The organism is Neomicrococcus aestuarii (assembly GCF_014201135.1).
In the GTDB taxonomy this organism is placed as follows: domain Bacteria; phylum Actinomycetota; class Actinomycetes; order Actinomycetales; family Micrococcaceae; genus Neomicrococcus; species Neomicrococcus aestuarii.
In genome coordinates this window covers 714,176-734,554 of the sequence record NZ_JACHDR010000001.1, presented here as the reverse complement: position 1 = coordinate 734,554, position 20,379 = coordinate 714,176, and the positions used below count along the sequence as shown (strand labels likewise).

Sequence of the window (20,379 nt, the reverse complement as noted above, 5' to 3'; positions counted from 1 at the left end):
TGAATCTTTAAGCGCGGCAAGACATTTCTCAATTCCTGTTTGGCCCACTTGAACCCAAAATAATCAGCGTTCGCACCCATTGATTGGAGACTCTCATGCCCGAATCAGATCTCGCATGGTTACTTGCCGCTTTTGCGCTCGTAACTATCATGTTTCCCGGCCTAGCCTTTTACTACGGTGGATTGCTCGGAAAAAACAATGTCCTAAACATGATCATGATGGTGCTTAGCTCCTTAGCTATAGCAGCAATACTGTATGTCCTTTACGGTCACGGGATGGTGTCTGGAAGTTCTATTGCGGGTCTTGGCTTAGTTGGTAATCCGCTCGAATTCATTGGTCTAAACGGTTTGGAGGTGGACGACACTAGTGGCGGGGCTCAGTCAATCTACTGGGTGGCCTTCTTCATTCTGTTCGCAGCGATCACAATTGCCATTGTGGCTAGCGGCGCTGCCGGTCGTATGAAGTTCGGTGCGTGGATTGTATTTAGTGCAATCTGGCTGACGTTGGTCTATTTCCCGATCGCGCACTGGGTTTTTACGTTCTCCAACGAGGAGACCGGGTATGTTGGAGGCTGGCTACGTAACGTTGTTGAGCTCCATGACTTTGCTGGCGGTACCGCAGTACATATGACCGCAGGGGTCGGTGCACTTGCTCTCGCTCTTGTACTTGGAAAGAGCCGGACACCCCAGGCTAAGCCTCACAACCTACCGATGGTAATTCTCGGAGCAGGGCTTCTTTGGGTCGGTTGGTTTGGCTTCAACGGGGGATCTGCTGCAGGATCTAATTTCCTGGCACAGTATGTAATCATGACGACCCTGTTGGCCGGCTGTGCAGGAACCGTTGGCTACCTTATCGTGGAGAAAATTCGAGATGGGCAGCCTACTACGCTTGGGCTCGCTACAGGAACTATTGCGGGGTTGGTTGGTATTACACCTTCCGCTGATGCCGTAAATCCGCTTGGGGCATTAGTAGTCGGTCTAGCTTCGGGTGCGGTTGTCTGCTGGGCAATCACATGGAAACAAAAGCTGGGCTTTGACGATACTCTCGATGCATTCGCCGTACACGGAATTGGTGGAATTGTAGGCACTCTTTGCGTAGTGCTTATTGGCTCGGCAACTGCACCGGCGGGCGTGACTGGCGTTCTTTTCGGAGGTGATTGGAGCATTCTTTGGCGAGAGCTCACGGCTATCGCCGCAACCTGCCTCTACGCGTTCGTAGTTACCTATTTGATCGCATGGGTAATGAACAAGATTTCAAGAATTCGTGTTGACGAAGAGACTGAATACCGTGGACTTGATTTAAGTCTTCATTCCGAATCCGCATACACCGACTCGGAGTGACACACGGCAAATTTTCTACCGATTTTGACGAAGGAGCATCATGAAACTTGTCACCGCCATCATTCAGCCATTCAGGTTGGAGCAAGTGAAGCAAGCTTTGTCCGACACCTTGCACAAGGGACTCACGGTTACCGAAGTGCGAGGCTACGGAGCGCAAAAGGGCCATACCGAGGTTTACCGGGGCACAGAGTTTCAGGTTGATTTCCGGCCCAAAGTGAGAATTGACCTAATTGTGTCGGATGAAGATGCAGCAGAAGTAATTGAAACCATCATCCAGGCCGCCCGGACGGGAAGCCTCGGTGACGGGAAAATTTGGACCCAAGATATTTCGGACGTAATCCGCGTTCGGACAGGTGAACGGGGCATAGACGCGGTTTAGCACATGACCATTTTTAGGTCGCCGCTCACAGGCGTCTTCGACTATGAGTAGTCCACCTCAACGCAATTAGAGCCACTCAACGGGAATCGGCAGCTACTCCGGACTCATCCGGCGTAGCTGCCGATTTGCTTTTCTCGATGACTTGCCAAGCTGACGCCTAGATTCCGAAGACCAAAATTCTTGAAGCAAGTTACACAGAGTTAACGTTCGCTGCGAGCGTTTGTAACACCAATTTGGCTACTGTGGATAAACAAGGTTTCACAGCAGGCAACATCAAGTGAACAGGAAAGTTCCGATGACAAGTATCGCAGCCACTGAAGTTAATACTCAGCAAACCGCCAACGATGAAGCAGAATGCATTTCGCTGGCCGATATCGCCAAAGCTCACGGCGTGCGATTTCTGTTGGCAACATTCGTCGACATGACCGGCAAACCATGCGCGAAACTGGTACCAGTCGAAGCCGCGGACGAGCTCGAGAGTGGCGCAATGGGATTCGCAGGCTATGCTGCCGGCCTCATTGGCCAAAAGCCTCAGGACTCTGATCTAATCGCTGTTCCTGATCTCGCGTCCTTCACGCCAGTCCCATTTATCAAAGAAGGACTGGCGATTATCCACTGCGACCCATATGTCGATGGAAAGCCTTGGCCATATGCGCCACGTGTAGTCCTCAAGAACACACTTGAGCGGTTATCCCGTATGGGGATGCAGGCGAAGGTCGGCGCCGAAGTTGAGTACTTTCTCGTCAACAAAAATGTCGACGGTACTGTTAGCACCGCTGACACCCTCGATGACTCGCCCCGTCCCTGCTACGACGCACGTGGCGTCACCAGGATGTACGACCATTTGACGTCAGTGTCTGAGGCAATGAACGCTCTCGGTTGGGGCAATTACGCCAACGACCATGAAGATGCAGCCGGCCAGTTTGAGCAGAATTTCAATTTCGACCATGCGCTCACCACCGCTGACCGAGTGGTTAGCCTTCGTTACATTCTTAATATTCTGGCTGAACAGCGGGGAATGACGGCTACTTTTATGCCAAAGCCATTTACTGACCGCACCGGAACAGGTCTTCATTTTCACCTGTCTCTTTGGTCCGGTGAAGAGGCACTCTTTCCAGGCGATGACGGATCGCGGGGCTTGGGTCTCTCCCAGCTGGCTTACTCTTTCGTCGGTGGAATTCTGGAGCACGCTCCGGCATTACAAGCGTTTCTCGCTCCGACAGTCAACTCTTACAAGCGCTCAGGCGCCACCACTAGCAACTCGGGTGCAACTTGGTCGCCACGAAAGGCGTCGTTTGGTGGGAATGACCGTACGCATATGATTCGCGTCCCGGACGGAAAACGGATTGAACTTCGTTCGGGTGATGGATCCGCGAATCCTTATCTCGCCATAGCAACCGCTATAGAAGCTGGACTTGATGGAGTTGAGAACGGGATAGACCCCGGCTCACCATCCGGACCAGGGGAAGCTCGCGAGGATGCACACCTTCTTCCGCCGACTCTTCTTCACGCTGTCGAGGCACTACGTCGGGACCAAGTTATCCTCTCGAGCCTTAGCGGCGACGTGAAAATCGGCAACTATTACGCCGACGCTAAAGAAGAAGAATTCCTCTCTTGGCACAACCAAGTCAGTGATTGGGAAATACGAAATTACTTGACTTCGATCTAATATCTCCCGCTTAGTAAAGGAAATCATATGTGTGGAATTGCCGCGCTTCAGTTGCGCAACCCCTCGCTTCAGGCCGACATGGGAAGTCTTTTGAATTCGATGATGTGCCAAATTGTCGAACGTGGGCCAGACTCCGCTGGATTGGCTGTTTACGATACGCCCGGTTTAGTCTCCGAAGGCACATCTACCCTTAGCTTGCTTGGCAAAGACCATGGATTGTCGATTGATGAGATCAAAGACTCATTGACAAGCATGCTATCGCCATCGGCAACGCCGGTAGTAAAGGTAGTAGGCGACACCACTCTCGTTAGTGCATCCGTTGAGACTGATCTACTTGTTCGCTCAGTACAAGAGACCCTGCCTGATTCAGTGATTATTGGACGAGGTGAACATGTGGCTGTAATGAAGGGTGTAGGCCACCCGATGGAGATTGCATCCGATCACGGGCTTGAATCAATGGCCGGCAGTCAGGGACTCTCTCACACAAGAATGGCCACCGAGTCGGCCGTTACTGCAGGCGGTTCTCATCCCTTTTCAGTCGCAGACGATCTATGCCTTGTTCACAACGGATCTTTCTCAAATCACGCCTCTATCCGACGCGAACTCATACGTGAAGGTGTCGAATTCGATTCTGACAACGACACCGAGGTTGGTGCGCGGTACATCGCCTCCCGTTTGAAGAAGGGTGACGATCTAGAGGCAGCTCTCAGGAATCTAGGCAAGGTTTTCGATGGCTTCTATACCTTGGTTGTCACCACCTCAAAAAGCATGGCCGTCGTCCGTGACCCCATCGCTTGCAAGCCTGCCATCATCGCCGAAACAGACGACTACGTCGCAATGGCGTCGGAATATCGAGCACTGGCGTCCTTGCCAGGTATTGAGACGGCACACATTTTTGAACCAGAACCAGGAAAGGTCTACACGTGGTCACTCTAACAAGCCCCGAATCCCAGATTCCGAGCGCAGCTCCACAGGTCAGCGCAAATCCCGTCGCATTTGTGGTGGATCTAATTGATAGTCCCGTGCGTGACCTGAATCAGGCACTTCACGACGCAGAAGATGGTCAAGCGTGGACGGTAATAAACCCAGGGGGAAAACATAGCCTTGCGGTAGGCATCGACACTGATATTTCAGTAAGTATCAATGGCCATGCTGGTTATTATGCTGCCGGAATGCACCAAAAGGGCGAAGTAACCATTAGTGGCAATGCTGGTGTGGGTCTGGCTGAGAACATCATGTCTGGAAGAGTCCATGTAAAGGGCGACGCGTCACAATCTGCTGCCGCAACTGGTCATGGGGGATTGGTGGTAATTGACGGCAACGCTGGTGCCCGATGTGGAATTTCTATGAAAGGTGTTGACATCGTGGTCGGGGGAAATATCGGTCATATGTCAGCATTCATGGCGCAAGCAGGACGGCTCGTCGTCTGTGGAGACGCCGGAGAAGCACTCGGCGACTCCATCTACGAAGCAAGAATTTATGTCAAGGGAAGCGTTGCATCGCTTGGCGCGGACTGCATCCAAAAGCCCATGGAATCCGAGCACCTCGAGGAACTTGCCGAACTCCTCATTGCAGCCGGACGAACCGACGATCCAACGGAATTCAAGCGTTACGGATCAGCTCGAAATCTTTACCACTTCAGCGTCCACAACTCGACCGCCTATTAATAAGGACAGAAAAATGACCGCCACCTCAGTACCCCAAGATTCTGTTCAAATCGATCAGAGCAACCCAGCCGCTATTACTTCGGTTCAGCAGACCGAGGAACTTGGACTGCGTGAATCGGCCACTTTTGACCGAGCTACAATCGCAGACATCCAACGAGCAGCCGCAACCGGCGTTTACGATATTCGCGGCTGGGGCGCAAAACGAAAGCTCCCGCACTTCGATGACTTACTGTTCCTGGGCGCATCCATGTCCCGGTACCCACTCGAAGGATATCGCGAGAAGTGCGACACCGATGTAGTTCTTGGCGATCGTCATGCAAGCCGTCCGCTACACCTAGAGACACCGATAACCATTGCAGGGATGAGCTTTGGAGCCTTGTCCGCAAACGCAAAAGAAGCGCTGGGACGCGGTGCAAGCGAGGTTGGTACCTCCACCACCACTGGCGATGGTGGAATGACGCCCGAAGAACGCGGTCAGTCAAAGAATCTTGTCTATCAATATTTGCCGTCGCGTTACGGTATGAATCCTGATGACCTCCGCAAAGCGGATGCCATCGAAGTTGTTCTAGGCCAAGGTGCAAAGCCAGGCGGCGGCGGCATGCTGCTGGGCCAAAAGATTACTGAACGCGTCGCTGGAATGCGAACACTGCCGGTAGGAATTGACCAACGATCCGCAAGTCGTCATCCCGACTGGACCGGCCCAGACGATCTAGAAATCAAGATCGGTGAACTTCGTGAAATTACTGACTGGAAGACTCCGATCTACGTCAAAATCGGCGCGTCTCGCCCCTATTACGACACAGCACTAGCTGTCAAAGCTGGAGCAGACGTCGTGGTTGTGGATGGCATGCAGGGCGGTACTGCTGCGACTCAGCAGGTATTTATTGAGAACGTGGGAATTCCCACTTTGGCGGCCATCCCGCAAGCAGTGCAAGCCCTTCAAGAACTTGGGATGCACCGAAAGGTTCAGCTGATCGTTTCCGGAGGAATTCGTACCGGTGCCGATGTCGCTAAAGCTATGGCGCTTGGAGCCGACGCTGTAGCTATTGGTACGGCGGCCCTAATCGCCCTCGGAGACAACGACCCCCGATACGCTGCGGAATATGCAGCGCTAGGCTCGGCAGCCGGCTTTTACGACGACTTCCAAGACGGACGAGACCCAGCTGGAATCACCACGCAGGACCCCGAGCTGGCATCCCGACTTGATCCTGTAGCGGCCGGACGTCGCCTAGCAAATTATCTTCGTGTTCTAACCATGGAGGCACAGACTATTGCACGAGCTTGTGGAAAGTCTCACCTACACAATCTTGAGCCCGAGGATTTAGTTGCTCTTACAATTGAAGCATCCGCTATGGCTCGCGTGCCGTTAGCTGGAACAAACTGGATTCCAGGGGTCAAATAATGGCCGATTCATCCGATTATGTAGTGGTCGGAGCGGGCCTTGCCGGTGCCGCAACAGCATGGAATCTAGCCTCCCGAGGCCATGAAGTTACCCTCCTTGAACGAACGGTTCCGGCAAGTCACGAGGGCAGTTCTCACGGCTCTGCTCGCATTTTTCGATATGCATATCCCGACGATTTCTATACCCGCGCTGTCATCGAGTCCAGACTTCTCTGGGATGAACTCGAGAAAGTCTCGGGGCAAGCTCTGATCACTCGAGTTGGGGCGGTGGATTACGGATCCGAAAGACGTCCGGAAGAACTCGCTCGCATCCTTGAACGAGCGGGGGTAGATCACGAACTACTCAATCCAAGCGAAGCGCGCAATCGATGGCCGCACATTGCCGTTGATACGCCAGCACTTTGGCATCCAGGAGCTGGCGTTATCGATGCTGAAAGTGCGGTCAACACGATGGTCGACCAAGCCAAAATTCAGGGCGCTAGGGTTTTGACCAACTGGGATGTATCCGAAGTCCAACGTTCCCTGAATGGGTATAAATTAGTCTCTTCGTCCGGGGAAAGTCTCGAGGCATCAAATCTCATTATCAGCGCCGGAGGATGGCTCCCAGCCTTACTCGATCTCTTACCACTGCCCGCAGGATTCCTTGGGGGACTGCCGGCAATAACTGTCCGCCAGGAACAGGCATACCACTTTCACTATCTTGACAACCAAGCACCTTGGCCAACATTCATTCATAAGAGTGCAAACATGCAGACCTATGGGTTGCCGGGAGGGCGAGACGCCGACTTTGTTGGCCAGAAAGTTGCTGAATACAACGGCGGAAGGTTCATATCGTCCGCAGCGGAACAAACTGGTCAGATTGATCCGGAAAATCGACTCCGAGTCATTGATTACGTGCGTAAGTACCTTCCAGGCCTCAATCCAGAGCCCTATGCGGAAACTACCTGTTTGTTTACCAATACCCCGGACGAGAATTTCATCATCGACAAAACAGAAAACATCACAGTGCTTTCTCCTTGCTCTGGACACGGAGCAAAATTTGCGCCGTTGATTGGTGAATGGGCAGCCGACCTAGCGACAGGAACACGCGACATTCCCGTACGGTTTCGTCCGGCAACTGCTCATACTGGAGCCATCGAATCCAACTTTTAGCCACGGGAAAGACTTACAGAAATGGACGCACGAATGGGAAATTCTGCGATGAAGCCAGCATTCGGCACGGTAACCGGTCTGATGCAAGACATCGCCCGCATAGGAGCCGACAAGCATCGCGGCGGCTACTCCCGTCCAGTATTCTCCGGCGCCGAGACTGAGCTTCGTAGTTGGTTTAGCGAGCAAGCCGGACGACGCGGGTTAGACGTTTATACGGATGTAAACGGAATTATGTGGGCTTGGTGGGATACATCGATCGGAATTCGTCGAGATGCCGTTGTCACAGGCAGCCACTTGGATTCGGTACCCGGCGGTGGAGCATATGACGGCCCGCTTGGCGTGGCCTCAGCCCTCATTGCGATCGACATTTTAAAGTCTCGTGGAATTAGACCCAGACGTCCTCTGGCCATTGCAGTTTTCCCCGAGGAGGAGGGATCCCGTTTTGGCGTAGCGTGTTTAGGTTCGCGACTCCTCACGGGGGCCATAGACCCCAACAAAGTACGCAACCTCAAAGATGTTGATGGCAATACCTACGCTGATGTAGCCGCTGCAAATGGCCAAGACCCCCGATTCATCGGCGCCGATCTAAGTGCCCTTAACCAACTCGGTCTATTCATCGAGCTCCACATCGAACAGGGAAGAGGGCTGTTTGACTTAGACCAGCCAGTGGCCATCGGCTCTTCCATACTTGGTCACGGAAGATGGAAACTCTCCGTATATGGGCAGGGTAACCACGCAGGTACCACTCTGATGAGTGACCGACATGATCCGATGATAGCCGCTGCAAAAATTCTCGTTGGTATACGGGATGCTGCAACCAAATACCGAGATGCCCGCGCGACCGTTGGAAGACTTCAGCCTATTCCAGGGGGAACTAACGTGATCGCATCCAGAGTGGACATGTGGGTCGATGTTCGCCATCCCAAGGATGAAATCACGGCATCGCTCGTGGAGTCCATTCACCTCAATGCTCGCCTCATAGCCGCCGAGGAGGGATGCAATATAGCATTCGACGTAGAGTCGCTAAGCCCCACGGTTCACTTCAACACGAGTCTTAGAGAGCAACTTAAAGGACTGATTCCAGCCGCACCGATACTGAACACCGGCGCTGGTCATGATGCCGGAGTACTTGCCTCCCATATTCCTACCGCTATGCTGTTCGTCCGAAACCCCACCGGAATTTCACACTCCCCAGAAGAGCAAATCGAAGATGCGGATTCCGAAGCAGGCGCCCTATGTCTGGCAGATGCATTGTCTGGGCTCATCGGTCGAGCACGGCATATAGGCTAGAAAGCCAAGTCCAGCCTATGATGTCTCAATGATCACCCCTCCTCCTTACCATTCGGACCTTCCACTGGACTCAAAAGGTGATGCGGACACGGATATAAGTCGTACCCCAGTTAGTCTTGAACAAATCATCGCTGGACAAGTTCGGCATTACAGGACAGCAAACGGTCTCTCCTCAGCTGAGCTCGCATCGAGGACAAATATGTCAAAAGCCATGATTTCCAAGATTGAGTCGGCCAGCACATCCTGTTCACTGACGACGCTACAACGACTGGCAGATGGTTTGAGGGTTCCGGTGACCGCCCTATTCCGCGGAGCAGACACCGACCGAGATGCTACCTTCACCAAAAACGGAGAAGGTAGCGTAACAGTCCGAAGCGGAACGCAGCACGGACATGAATATCGTGTGCTAGGAACCCTCAAAGGACGACCAGACGCCCTAGAACCAACCCTGGTGACACTGACGGACGCTTCGGACGTCTTCCCCCTTTTTCAGCACCCCGGCACGGAATTTCTATACATGCTCTCGGGTAAAATGATTTACGGACATGGAGCCTATGAATATTCAATGCAAGCCGGTGACTCGCTTCTTCTCGACGGAGAGGGCCCACATGGCCCATTAGTGCTGATTGATTTGCCTATCAAATTTCTTGCTGTTTCGGCAAAGTGAGGCAGCAAGCATCTATCTATTAGATCCGCACAACTTCACTCTCAGAATTTGTATTCTGTAACCAGAGTCAGCGTTTTTGAGCCAGTGGAGGTTTAGCTGCTTAGAAGTTCGCGAGTGACTCAATCGACTTAGCAGTTGAACTTATGCGTTAGATCTTAGATGAACAAAATTCAATGCCGGGCTGAGGATAATTTCCCGCTCACGGCATGTTCCCTGAGCTCAATTAACCGTTGGAAGTTGTTTTGCGAACTGCGACCTCCTTCTCTCGACTAATGCAGCGATTCACCCACATCTGTTCAGCTAAAGTGCTGAACCCCCTCTTTATCAACAATTCACGACTTTCGCTGAAATAGGGCTGCCTTCCATCTCTAACCTCTTTGCTATGGGGCGACATCGATGGGAACAACTCGAACTTGAACACGACATCGGCGATGCAGCAGAGTCCGATCCGCAGTACCAGTCGGATCAGGAACGCATCAAGGGTGGTCGACGCGATGCGGCGCGCGTTGATTCTTCTCGCGGACATTGGCTTCGTCGGAACCTGACACGATCACGCTCCGCTCTGATAAGCGGATCGAAGAAGTCTCCGCGAAATCCAGAGCGGCTTGATCTCACGTGGCGTGTGAAACGAAGCGCAATCCTTTGCCTTCTGGTGGGAGTTCTGCTGTGGATCGCTTTTAGCTTGTGGCTACGCCCAATCCCGCAGTCTCAAGAGCTGGGATCCATCACCAGAGAAGCACCCACTGCAACAAGCCCCAGCTCATCAGCCCTCAGTTTGTCCGATCCAAGCTCATCCAGTTCCAGTCCGATAGGCGAGAGCCCTTCACCTTACGAAGCTTCATCGACGCCGAGTGAGTCGAACCATCCCGAAGGTCAAGTCACGGTCTCGGTTCAAGGTTTGGTGAAAAAGCCCGGGCTTTACACGGTCACGTCTGGGGAACGTTGGGGAAACGTCATCGAGCGTGCCGGCGGCATCTTGCCTGAAGCGGACATCAAATCCATCAATCTGGCCGAGCTGGCACAAGACGGACAGCAGTTGTACGTCCCGAAAGTGGGCGAGCCGCCGCCAGTTGCTGCGCCAGGGTCTGCGTCAGGCTCTGTACCCGGTAATTCGTTAGACGATTCATCGACTAGTGGCGCAAATGCAACCGATTCGGCACCTAGTGTCTCTGGCACCAGCCCCGTCACCAATACGGTCATCAACGTCAACGTGGCCTCCGCTCAAGAACTTGAAGCACTGCCAGGAGTGGGGCCTGCACTGTCCCAGCGCATTGTTGAGTTCCGCGAACAGAATGGCCCTTTCGCTTCCATGGCGGAGCTCGATGCAGTCTCAGGGATCGGTCCAGCGCTCATTAAGAAGTTCGAAGGCCTGGTTGGCTTCTAGTGGCCGCAACAACACAGCGACTCGATCTTCGTCTCGTCTGGCTAGCCACCGGCGCGTGGCTTGCTGCTCTGTGGCTTTTGCCGTCCTCTCTTGAAGTGTCCGCGATTGCGCTCGTTATAGGAACTATTTTCAGCGCAGCTGCTTTGTGGGTCCTCAGCAAACAAGAGGGCATCCTGAGCTGGTTCTCGCCACTCTGGTCACCACTAGCCATGGCACTGGCCGGCGCCACAGTTCTCGCAGGAGCCACTACTCTCCACCATCAAGATCTGAATTCCTCGCCGCTCGTAGGACACATCAACGAAGAGAAGACGGTCAGGCTCAAGATAGAGCTGCTTGAAGATCCTCAGCCGATCACCATGAAGACCGCATTTGCCAGTGAATCGGCTACACCAGCCGTTCCGGCGGTCGGCACAAGTCCGGATTCGGAGCAGGATCCGCGTTCTACTGCGAATGCATGGTTGACGGACATCAGAATCGAACAGTTCACCAACGACGGCAAATGGTTCTCCGCCAACGCGACCGCCACTCTCACGCTGACACCTGAAATGATGAGGTCCTTCGGGAGCTCCTCACCGCTTAGCGGGATGAAGTTCGAAGTACTGGCAAAACTCGGACCCGCCGAACCCGGCCGAAGGAGTATCGCGTGGGTCCGTGCGGTCACGAAACCCCTACCTCTAGCAGCCGAAGAGTCATCAGCATTCGGTCAATGGGTTAGGCACACCCGTGACACACTCAGCCAACAAGCTCAGCAACTTCCGGGCGACGGTCCAGCGCTGTTACCAGGCATGGTGATGGGGGACCGAAGCGGTCAGAGCGATGAGCTAGAACAAGCCATGAAAGATGCTGGCCTCGCGCACCTCACGGCCGTGAGCGGCGCAAACTGCTCCCTGATCCTAGGATTCATTGGGCTACTGCTTCGCTCTCTCGGGCTCTCACGATGGCTCGTCATTCTAGGGTGCCTTTTGGGCCTGGTGTGCTTTGTTCTGATCGTCTTCCCTGAACCCAGCGTGGTACGAGCAGCCGTCATGGGCAGTATCGCAGCACTAGCCGTTTTCGCCGGCCGCCAACGGCAGGCTCTCACAACGCTTTCCTTGAGCATCACGTTGCTCTTAGTGATAGATCCGTTCTACGCGTATGAACCAGCTTTCCAGCTTTCCGTGAGCGCTACGGCAGGAATCATCCTGATTGGTCGACCCTTATCCTCGCTTTTGAGCCATCTATTTCCAGAATGGTTCTCCCAAGCTCTAGCGCTTGCTTTGTCTTCCCAGATTGCTTGCCTGCCCGTGCTGACACTGTTGGCCCCGCAGTTTTCTACTTGGTCTACCTTTGCCAATATTGTGGTGAGCCCACTCATTCCATTCATCACCATTCTTGGGACCGCGGCACTGCTGATCGGCACTGTCATCCCATTAATTTCTCTACCACTCGTATGGATTGCTGGGCTTCTTTCAGCCGTTGTGGGTTGGATTGGTCGGTGGTTCGCTGGCCTGCCATATGCTGTTCTCGAATGGCCATCCGGTGCACCTGGCGCACTCGTCGCGTGGATGGTGGCCGCGTTCCTCTTAGTGGGTCTCTGGAATTTCAAGAGGCCCCTAGTGAGGTTCGTTCTTATCACCGCGGCCTGCGCGGCCCTACTGGCTAGCCTCGTACCGCTTTCCAAGTTTGTTCCCGTTTCACCGGGGGAGTGGAACATCGCGATGTGCGATGTGGGTCAGGGGGATGGATTCGTGATCCGCGCCAGTAACGGATCCGATCCCAGCGCGAACGCCAACGCCAACGAGGTCATAGTCGTTGATACCGGTCCGGATCCTCTGTTGATGGACGAGTGTCTCAAGTCGCTCGACGTCACGCAGATTCACACGTTGTTCGTCACTCACTTACATGCAGACCACGCGGGCGGAGTTTCGGGGGCGGTCGAAGGAAGAAAGGTAGGAAGTATCTATTACTCAAGCTCCGAAGACCCCGCATCTTCCAACGCCCCGGAATCACTGGGCGGCCACGATGTTCCAGTCACGCAACTTCACGAGGGGCAACACGGGAGAATCGGAGGGATCTCGTGGACTGTCCTATCCGCAGACTCAAACGCGTCCAACGAGAATGACGCGTCCTTAGTGGTGAAGTTCGTGATCAACGGCTGGAGTTTCCTCACCACGGGGGACATTGAATCCGACGCCATGGATGCACTCATCGATCGGTCACCCGACAGTGCGCTCGAAGCCGAAATCCTGAAGATCAGTCACCACGGAGCACGGAACGGTGGCACTCGCATTATGGAGGCCGCATCGCCACAGCTGGCCCTGATCTCCGTCGGCCTCGATAACGACTACGGGCATCCCGCACCAACTACCACTGATCGACTCAGCGAATTGGGCATACCCGCTGCTCGCACCGATCAGCACGGCCTTGTGCTGATCACCATCACCGATTCTGAGCGCCTAAATTACCGTGCGATTCCCACTCGAACTAGGATCGAATAGGCCCAACAGAGGAGAACACTCGTGACACCTGCTCCCGCGTCCCGCGGAAAGGCGAAATCAGCTACCGGAACGTCGTGGCGACAAGCCGCGCCCGCCCCATTGATCTTGCTCAGCGGTTCCGACGACTACATCGTCTCCAGAGTGCTCGACAAACTCCGCACAGGCATCCGCCAACAATTTCAGGACGCCCAGCTAGTCCAGTTGGACGCCGCCAAATATCAGGGCGGCGAGATCATGCTCTCGGCGACGCCGTCGTTATTCAGCGACTTCATCATTCTGGAAGTCACCAACGCTGCAACCATGAGCGATGCCTTCCTCGAAGATGCCTTGAACTACATCAAGTCGCCAGCGGAAGACGTAATGTTCGTGCTGCACCACAGTGGCGGCAACCGCGGCAAGAAACTTCTTGACGCACTCAAAAAAGCCGGCGTGTCAACGATCGACTGCGCGGCACCAAAGTCCGAAGCAGAGAAAAACGATTTCGTGATTCAAGAGTTTCGAGCTCTAGATCATCAAATTCACCCCGAAGCAGCTCGCGCTCTCGTGGCGGCTCTTGGAAACGAGCTGGGTGACTTGGCTGCTGCATGCAAACAGCTCTCCGAGGACATCACAGGCCCCATCACACTTGAGCACGTGGACAAGTATTACGGCGGACGAGTCGAAGCAACCGGATTCAAAGTAGCTGACGCAGCGCTTGCTGGACGTTCCACCCAGGCTCTCAGCTCTTTACGTCATGCACTCTCAACAGGCACGGACCCCATTCCCATCATTGCGGCATTAGCGATGAAGCTCCGTCAGATTGCCAAGGTGGCCGGACGACGCGGCGGCGCAGAGTTGGCCGGTGAGCTAGGGATGGCCCCCTGGCAGCTCCGCCAAGCGCAAGACCTCGCAAACTACTGGTCCCAAGACGACCTCATCTCCTGCATTGCACTCGTGGCCGAAACCGATGCCATGGTCAAAGGCCAATCTCGTGATCCGGAGTACGCGGTAGAGCGCCTCGTGACCCAGATTGCCTTGTCTGCCCGGCGTTAGAGCCAAGCGCGCGACGTTGGACGAAGAGAAGAGACATCGGGCCGAGAAACTTGGGACAACACAAAAGTGGCCGCCTCCCGAAGGAGACGGCCACTTGAAGTTCTATGAGAACGCTACTGCTTAGAGAGCAGCAACCTTCTTCGAGATCGCAGACTTGCGGTTAGCAGCCTGGTTCTTGTGGATAACACCCTTGCTAACAGCCTTGTCAAGCTTGCGGTTAGCGGTGCGCAATGCCTTCTCAGCGGCTTCTTTGTCAGCGGAGGTTACAGCCTCGTTGACGGCGCGGATGAGGGTCTTGAGCTCGGAGCGCAAAGCAAGGTTGCGAACGCGAGCCTTCTCGTTGGTGAGAATGCGCTTCTTCTGGGACTTAATATTGGCCACGAATGAATTTCTCTCTGATGATTCGGACAGGATCGTGAGGGTTCCAAGTCGATTGGACCGGCTGCGTGGGGATACAGTTGAAAAGATCGACTTGGGTGCCCGTCGATCTGCGCGGACACACAGCTGTATATCCTAGCAGGAATAACAGTTGATTTACAAAGATACGGGCCGCTAGCGGAGTGTCAGAAACTCTCGCGCATGGCTTGAGCTACGTCGTCGTACGTCTCGCGGGAAAGAACTGCGCCCTCACGACGGATGCCATCCTGACGCAAGCGAATCACACGATCCAACTTTGCCTCGCTCGGGCGACCCTTCGAATCCCAACCGCCAGTACCTACATCAATGTAGCTATGGTTCTGACGAACCGAATTATCCCGATCCTTCGTGGTCAGCATGAGCCCCAGCAGGTACTCGCCGTCTCTACCAATCACTAGGACGGGCCGGTCCTTGCCGCGAGAGTAGTCCTCCTCGTACGGAACCCACGCCCACACCACTTCACCGGGATCAGCAGCACCATTCGGGTTGGGAGCGTATGCAGCGGCTACGCCCTGCGACGAGCGCGCTGGGTAATCACCCGGATAACCGCCGCGTTCCCACGAACCTTGAGCGGCGTCGTCGTATTGGCGTGAACTATCAGACGTATTTCGGGACGGGGAAGGAGTGGATGAACTGGTACGCGTCGAGGATCCGCTCTTCTGACCGGACTGCGAACCGGAGCGGTCATTGAGACGCTCACGAATGATGGGCTCGGCAATCCGAAAAATCTGGCGGGCGACCCGCATCAAAGCGTTCGCATCAAATTTCATGTCCCCACGCTATCAGCGCTGCAACGAACCGGGGGAGCTTCATGGGACAATAGGAAATCCGCATCCGATCCATCGACATGCGGAATTCCATTAAGAATGATCCGCAAGCGAGGCTATTTACGTGTCACCTCAGGCCCGCACCGCTCCGGTGCCCGCCGCCACCGATCCGGCGCTCATCCGAAATTTCTGCATTATTGCGCATATTGACCACGGCAAGTCAACGCTTGCCGACCGCATGCTGCAGCTCACCGGAATCGTTTCCCAGCGTGACATGAAGGCTCAGTACCTCGACCGCATGGACATCGAGCGCGAACGTGGCATCACCATCAAGAGCCAGGCCGTTCGCATGCCATGGGAAGTCGATGGCACCGCGTACGCACTGAACATGATTGACACGCCCGGTCACGTGGACTTCACCTACGAAGTGTCACGTTCTCTAGCAGCGTGTGAAGGCGCCGTGTTGTTGGTGGACGCAGCTCAGGGCATCGAAGCCCAGACGCTCGCGAACCTCTACCTGGCGATGGAGAATGACCTCACCATCATTCCCGTGCTGAACAAGATCGACCTTCCGGCAGCGCAGCCAGAAAAGTATGCCGCTGAACTTGCCAACCTCATCGGTGGAGATCCCGAGGACGTGTTGAGGGTCTCCGGTAAGACCGGAGAAGGCGTGGAAGCGCTGCTTGACCGCATTGTTGGCACGCTCCCAAACCCTGTGGGTGACGCGAACGCGCCGGCCCGCGCCATGATTTTTGACTCCGTGTATGACACCTACCGGGGTGTGGTCACCTATGTTCGCGTGGTGGACGGCAACTTGTCTCCGCGCGAGCGCATTCAGATGATGTCCACGCGCGCTACCCACGAACTCCTCGAGATCGGCGTGAGCTCGCCGGAACCAGTTCCTACCAAGGGTCTTGGCGTTGGCGAAGTGGGCTACCTCATCACTGGCGTGAAGGACGTTCGTCAGTCCAAGGTGGGCGATACCGTCACCAATTTCGCCAAGCCAGCAACCGAGTCGCTTGGAGGCTATGAAGACCCCAAGCCGATGGTGTTCTCTGGTTTGTACCCGATTGATGGCTCCGACTACCCGGCGCTTCGCGACGCTCTGGATAAGCTCCAGCTCAACGACGCTGCCCTCATCTATGAGCCGGAAACCTCCGTGGCTCTGGGCTTCGGCTTCCGCGTGGGCTTCTTGGGTCTTCTGCACCTCGAAATCACGCGCGAGCGTCTGGAGGCCGAGTTCGGTCTGGACCTCATCTCCACGGCACCGAACGTTGTGTACGAGGTCATGACGGAAGACAAGAAGATGACCACCGTGACGAACCCGAGCGAGTTCCCGTCCGGCAAGATCTTGGAAGTCCACGAACCCATGGTGGCAGCCACCATTTTGGCCCCGAACGAATTCGTCGGCGCCATCATGGAGCTGTGCCAGTCTCGTCGTGGCATCATGCGCGGCATGGATTACCTCTCTGAAGATCGTGTGGAGATCCGATACCACTTGCCGCTGGCTGAGATCGTCTTCGACTTCTTCGATGTTTTGAAGTCCAAGACCCGCGGCTACGCTTCCTTGGACTGGAAGGCCGACGGTTCACAAGTTGCAGACCTTGTAAAGGTGGACATTCTGCTCCAGGGCGAGCAGGTTGACGCGTTCAGCGCCATCACGCACAAGGACAAGGCTTACTCCTATGGCGTCATGATGACGGGCAAGCTTCGTGAGCTCATCCCGCGCCAGCAGTTCGAGGTGCCCATCCAGGCAGCCATTGGATCCCGCATCATTGCTCGCGAATCCATTCGCGCAATCCGCAAGGACGTTCTGGCCAAGTGCTACGGCGGCGACATCTCCCGTAAGCGCAAGCTGCTTGAAAAGCAGAAGGAAGGCAAGAAGCGCATGAAGATGGTGGGCCGCGTGGAAGTTCCACAAGAGGCCTTCATCGCGGCGCTGTCTTCCGGTGAAAGCTCCAAGGACAAGAAGAAGTAACCCATGCCGTCAACTCTTCCTGACGGGGATCCGGCGCCAGCTGACGGTCGGCTCCCCGAAGGAACGGCGGGCCGTTCTGCGGGCCGCGATTTCTCGCTCTACGTCCACATCCCTTTTTGCGCTGTGCGCTGCGGGTATTGCGACTTCAACACCTATACCGCGCACGAGCTCGGCGGGGGAGCATCGCAAACAACGTATGCCTCCACGGTGAGCCAGGAGCTGGTCTTCGCGGGGCAGGCGCTGCAGGAGTCCGGCATAGAATCACGCCAGCTCTCCACGGTGTTCTTTGGCGGCGGCACTCCCACGTTGCTGCCGGCCGAGGATCTTGCGCGCGTGCTCGCAACCGCGAAAGAAGTGTGGGGCTTGGCCCCTAACGCGGAAGTCACCACTGAGGCGAACCCGGACTCGGTGACCCCCGAATCGCTGAAGGTTCTCCGGGACGCGGGTTTCACGCGAATTTCGTTCGGTATGCAGTCCGCCGTGCCGCATGTACTCAAGGTTCTGGATAGGACGCACCGTCCCGAGAACGTGGGCATCATGGTGCAGGCTGCCAGGGATCTGGGCTTGAGCGTGAGCGTCGATCTGATTTATGGCACCCCCGGGGAGTCCCTTGAGGATTGGAAGACCAGCCTGGAGACGGCGCTGAGCTATCAGCCGGACCACATTTCTGCGTACTCGCTCATTGTTGAGCCCGGAACCAAGCTTGCTGCCCAAATGCGGCGCGGTGAGGTTCCTCCCGTGGACGAGGATGATCACGCCGAGAAGTATGAGCTTGCCGACTCGATGCTCGCCGCTGCCGGTTACTCCTGGTACGAGGTCTCCAACTGGTCTCGCACTCCGGAGGATCGCAGCGAACACAACCTCGCGTACTGGCGTGGAAACGATTGGTGGGGTGCCGGCCCTGGCGCGCATTCGCACATCGGTGGAACGCGCTTTTGGAACGTCAAGCACCCGAGCGCGTACCAAACGCGCATCGATGGGGGAGTCTCACCTGCGGCCGCCCGGGAAACTCCGGACGAGGATGCACGGTACCTGGAAGATCTCATGCTTCGGGTTCGGATTTCCGAGGGGCTTCCGTTGAGCGTGCTTCGCGATGATGCACGACGACGCGTGGCCGGCTTGATTGCCGATGGCTTAGTAGAGCCCGGACCGGCGTTAGGCGCACAAGGCGAAAAGCGCTTGGTGCTGACGCTCAAGGGCCGCTTGCTTGCGGACGGTGTTGTACGTACCCTCGCGGACTTTTAGTCAATCAGTCGAAGGTTGAAGCGGTAACGGTACGGCCGTCCCTTGTTCACTTCGATACCCGCGATCACACCGTTGATGGTCAAGAACAACCACAGCAACACGGCGATGACGGCGAAGAACCCACCAACGAACGGGATCATCGAGAGCAAGTTGGCGACGATCGCGAGAATGGTGGGGGGAAGCGTGAAGTTGAAGGCTTCCTTAGATTCTTGCGCCGTGAACGGTCCACGTTCGCGGAAAACATAGTGAATGATTCCAGAAGGAATGCATCCCAGGATCGCACCAAAGTGCGCAATGGTTGCCCACTGACGGTCTTCGCTAGGAGTCAACGGTTGGGGCTGCTGAGCGGATGCTTCAAAGCGGGGATCCTCTGGAGAGTTCCCTGAATTAACACCACCGTTGTGTATCCCGCCGTTCACCGTTGTTGACTCCTTGAAAGTGTTTTCATGCATCAAAAATACTCGGCAGGTGCCGATGAATTCTCGCCTATCTTAACCTGCCAACACTGCAATAACCGCATGGCTCGCGGAAACCAGGCGCATCTTTGCCTCAACTGCCGACGGAAAGCACGACGACACAATGCCGCGGCCTTTTGGAATAGGACATGCAGAAATGTGAATATCTACGAGTGAAACTTGTTACGGCACTTCAATCTGAAGCTAAATCCAGCTGTTCGAGCCAAATGGTTGGGGCCGCCGTGGATGACTTAGCATCCGCAGAACTCGCAAACACCTTTAAGGCATTGAGCGATCCTTGCCGCGTCCGGCTCCTGTCCATCATTGCAGCCCACGAAAACCAAGAAGCCTGCGTGTGCGACTTGAACGAGTCCTTCGAGCTTTCGCAACCCACCATCAGCCGTCACTTGAAGATTCTTGCCGACGCTGGTCTAGTCACTCGCGATAAGCGTGGTGTCTGGGTCTACTACCGCGCTAACAACGACGCGCTCGTCAAGCTGGCCGACTTCCTTTGGCCAAGTCAGCCTGCCGAACCGATATCGAACCGTCGTGCAGCTGCCCCTGCAAAGTTGGCGGCAAGAGCGTGACACCTACAGGCCTTCAGCGTGTCGTCGCAGAGTTCCTCGGGACCGCTTTCCTCGTGATGGGCGTGATCGGCTCGGGCATCTATGCCTCGAAGCTATCCACCACAGATGACGGACTAGCGCTCCTCGAAAACAGCATCGCCACGGGTGCCATTCTGGTTGCCTTGATCATCGCATTCCAAGGAATTTCGGCCAGCTTCAATCCCGTAGTGACCTTGGTCAACCGTTTCCTGGGACATTTGGACACCAAGCTCATGTTCGCCCTCATGGGTGCGCAAATGACGGGTGCGTCACCGGCACGTTGCTCACCCACATCATGTTTGAAAAGCCAGCGTTCACCATTTCCACGAATGATCGCTTCGGCGGGCATCTTTGGATTTCCAAAGTCATTGCGACGATAGGGCTCTTGCTGATCATCTTGTTGACGATCAAGAGTGACAACGCGAGATATGTCTCCGTGGCCGTGAGTGGTTAC

At 55.2% G+C, this 20,379-nt stretch carries 19 protein-coding genes; 16 read left to right on the top strand and 3 right to left on the bottom strand.

Going from position 1 to position 20,379, the window contains the following annotated elements; translation table 11 throughout:
• The first annotated feature begins 95 nt into the window (after positions 1-95).
• The 12 genes from HD598_RS03255 to holA all read left to right on the top strand — a co-directional run bounded on the left by HD598_RS03255 (position 96) and on the right by holA (position 14,458).
• Positions 96-1,340, top strand: a complete 1,245-nt coding sequence (locus HD598_RS03255; RefSeq protein ID WP_183663782.1) for an ammonium transporter — start codon at positions 96-98, stop codon at positions 1,338-1,340.
• Positions 1,341-1,380: 40 nt separating this feature from the next.
• Positions 1,381-1,719, top strand: a complete 339-nt coding sequence (locus HD598_RS03250; protein WP_183663781.1) for a P-II family nitrogen regulator — start codon at positions 1,381-1,383, stop codon at positions 1,717-1,719.
• 295 nt (positions 1,720-2,014) lie between these two features.
• Positions 2,015-3,388, top strand: a complete 1,374-nt coding sequence (gene glnT, locus HD598_RS03245) for a type III glutamate--ammonia ligase (RefSeq protein WP_183663779.1) — start codon at positions 2,015-2,017, stop codon at positions 3,386-3,388.
• Positions 3,389-3,415: 27 nt separating this feature from the next.
• Positions 3,416-4,324: a class II glutamine amidotransferase domain-containing protein gene (locus tag HD598_RS03240; protein WP_183663777.1), complete on the top strand. Its 909-nt coding sequence runs from the start codon at positions 3,416-3,418 to the stop codon at positions 4,322-4,324.
• A complete protein-coding gene (locus tag HD598_RS03235; RefSeq protein ID WP_183663775.1) occupies positions 4,312-5,055 on the top strand; it encodes a GltB/FmdC/FwdC-like GXGXG domain-containing protein in 744 nt (247 codons plus the stop codon). Before HD598_RS03240 ends, HD598_RS03235 begins: the two co-directional genes overlap by 13 nt.
• A 13-nt stretch (positions 5,056-5,068) precedes the next feature.
• On the top strand, positions 5,069-6,457 hold the full coding sequence (locus HD598_RS03230) for an FMN-binding glutamate synthase family protein (RefSeq protein WP_221244581.1): 1,389 nt from the start codon (positions 5,069-5,071) through the stop codon (positions 6,455-6,457).
• Positions 6,457-7,608, top strand: coding sequence for an FAD-dependent oxidoreductase (locus HD598_RS03225; protein ID WP_183663773.1), 1,152 nt, complete (start codon positions 6,457-6,459; stop codon positions 7,606-7,608). Before HD598_RS03230 ends, HD598_RS03225 begins: the two co-directional genes overlap by 1 nt.
• A gap of 33 nt (positions 7,609-7,641) precedes the next feature.
• A complete protein-coding gene (locus tag HD598_RS03220; RefSeq protein ID WP_260170477.1) occupies positions 7,642-8,898 on the top strand; it encodes an allantoate amidohydrolase in 1,257 nt (418 codons plus the stop codon).
• Between the two features lie 28 nt (positions 8,899-8,926).
• Positions 8,927-9,565 carry a helix-turn-helix domain-containing protein gene (locus HD598_RS03215; protein ID WP_183663771.1) on the top strand — a complete coding sequence of 213 codons (639 nt, stop codon included), beginning with the start codon at positions 8,927-8,929 and terminating at the stop codon, positions 9,563-9,565.
• A 382-nt stretch (positions 9,566-9,947) separates the two neighbouring features.
• Positions 9,948-10,949 carry a helix-hairpin-helix domain-containing protein gene (locus HD598_RS03210; protein ID WP_183663769.1) on the top strand — a complete coding sequence of 334 codons (1,002 nt, stop codon included), beginning with the start codon at positions 9,948-9,950 and terminating at the stop codon, positions 10,947-10,949.
• Positions 10,949-13,426, top strand: coding sequence for a ComEC/Rec2 family competence protein (locus HD598_RS03205; protein WP_183663767.1), 2,478 nt, complete (start codon positions 10,949-10,951; stop codon positions 13,424-13,426). The genes HD598_RS03210 and HD598_RS03205 overlap by 1 nt, the downstream gene beginning before the upstream one ends.
• A gap of 21 nt (positions 13,427-13,447) precedes the next feature.
• Entirely contained in the window at positions 13,448-14,458 is a 1,011-nt protein-coding gene (gene holA / locus HD598_RS03200; RefSeq protein WP_071893554.1) for a DNA polymerase III subunit delta, read from the top strand.
• 120 nt (positions 14,459-14,578) lie between these two features.
• Here the strand turns inward: holA and rpsT are convergent, their stop codons facing one another.
• Together rpsT and HD598_RS03190 are read right to left on the bottom strand one after the other, a co-directional pair.
• Positions 14,579-14,839, bottom strand: a complete 261-nt coding sequence (rpsT, locus tag HD598_RS03195; protein ID WP_071893555.1) for a 30S ribosomal protein S20 — start codon at positions 14,837-14,839, stop codon at positions 14,579-14,581.
• 182 nt (positions 14,840-15,021) lie between these two features.
• Positions 15,022-15,645 carry a type II toxin-antitoxin system PemK/MazF family toxin gene (locus HD598_RS03190; RefSeq protein WP_183663765.1) on the bottom strand — a complete coding sequence of 208 codons (624 nt, stop codon included), beginning with the start codon at positions 15,643-15,645 and terminating at the stop codon, positions 15,022-15,024.
• Positions 15,646-15,766: 121 nt separating this feature from the next.
• Here HD598_RS03190 and lepA point away from each other — a divergent pair, with 121 nt between their 5' ends.
• Both lepA and hemW read left to right on the top strand, forming a co-directional pair.
• Positions 15,767-17,620 (top strand): translation elongation factor 4, encoded by a 1,854-nt coding sequence (gene lepA / locus HD598_RS03185; protein WP_071893557.1) that lies wholly within the window; start codon positions 15,767-15,769, stop codon positions 17,618-17,620.
• 3 nt (positions 17,621-17,623) lie between these two features.
• Positions 17,624-18,865: a radical SAM family heme chaperone HemW gene (gene hemW / locus HD598_RS03180; protein WP_183663763.1), complete on the top strand. Its 1,242-nt coding sequence runs from the start codon at positions 17,624-17,626 to the stop codon at positions 18,863-18,865.
• Here hemW and HD598_RS03175 read toward each other — a convergent pair.
• Complete coding sequence (locus tag HD598_RS03175; RefSeq protein WP_183663762.1) at positions 18,862-19,317, bottom strand: DUF4870 domain-containing protein; 456 nt, start codon at positions 19,315-19,317, stop codon at positions 18,862-18,864. The genes hemW and HD598_RS03175 overlap by 4 nt on opposite strands.
• 245 nt (positions 19,318-19,562) lie before the next feature.
• Between HD598_RS03175 and HD598_RS03170 the strand changes: the two genes are divergently transcribed.
• Positions 19,563-19,907, top strand: a complete 345-nt coding sequence (locus HD598_RS03170; RefSeq protein ID WP_409366169.1) for an ArsR/SmtB family transcription factor — start codon at positions 19,563-19,565, stop codon at positions 19,905-19,907.
• Positions 19,904-20,305 (top strand): aquaporin, encoded by a 402-nt coding sequence (locus HD598_RS03165; RefSeq protein WP_183663760.1) that lies wholly within the window; start codon positions 19,904-19,906, stop codon positions 20,303-20,305. Before HD598_RS03170 ends, HD598_RS03165 begins: the two co-directional genes overlap by 4 nt.
• Positions 20,306-20,379 lie beyond the last annotated feature (74 nt).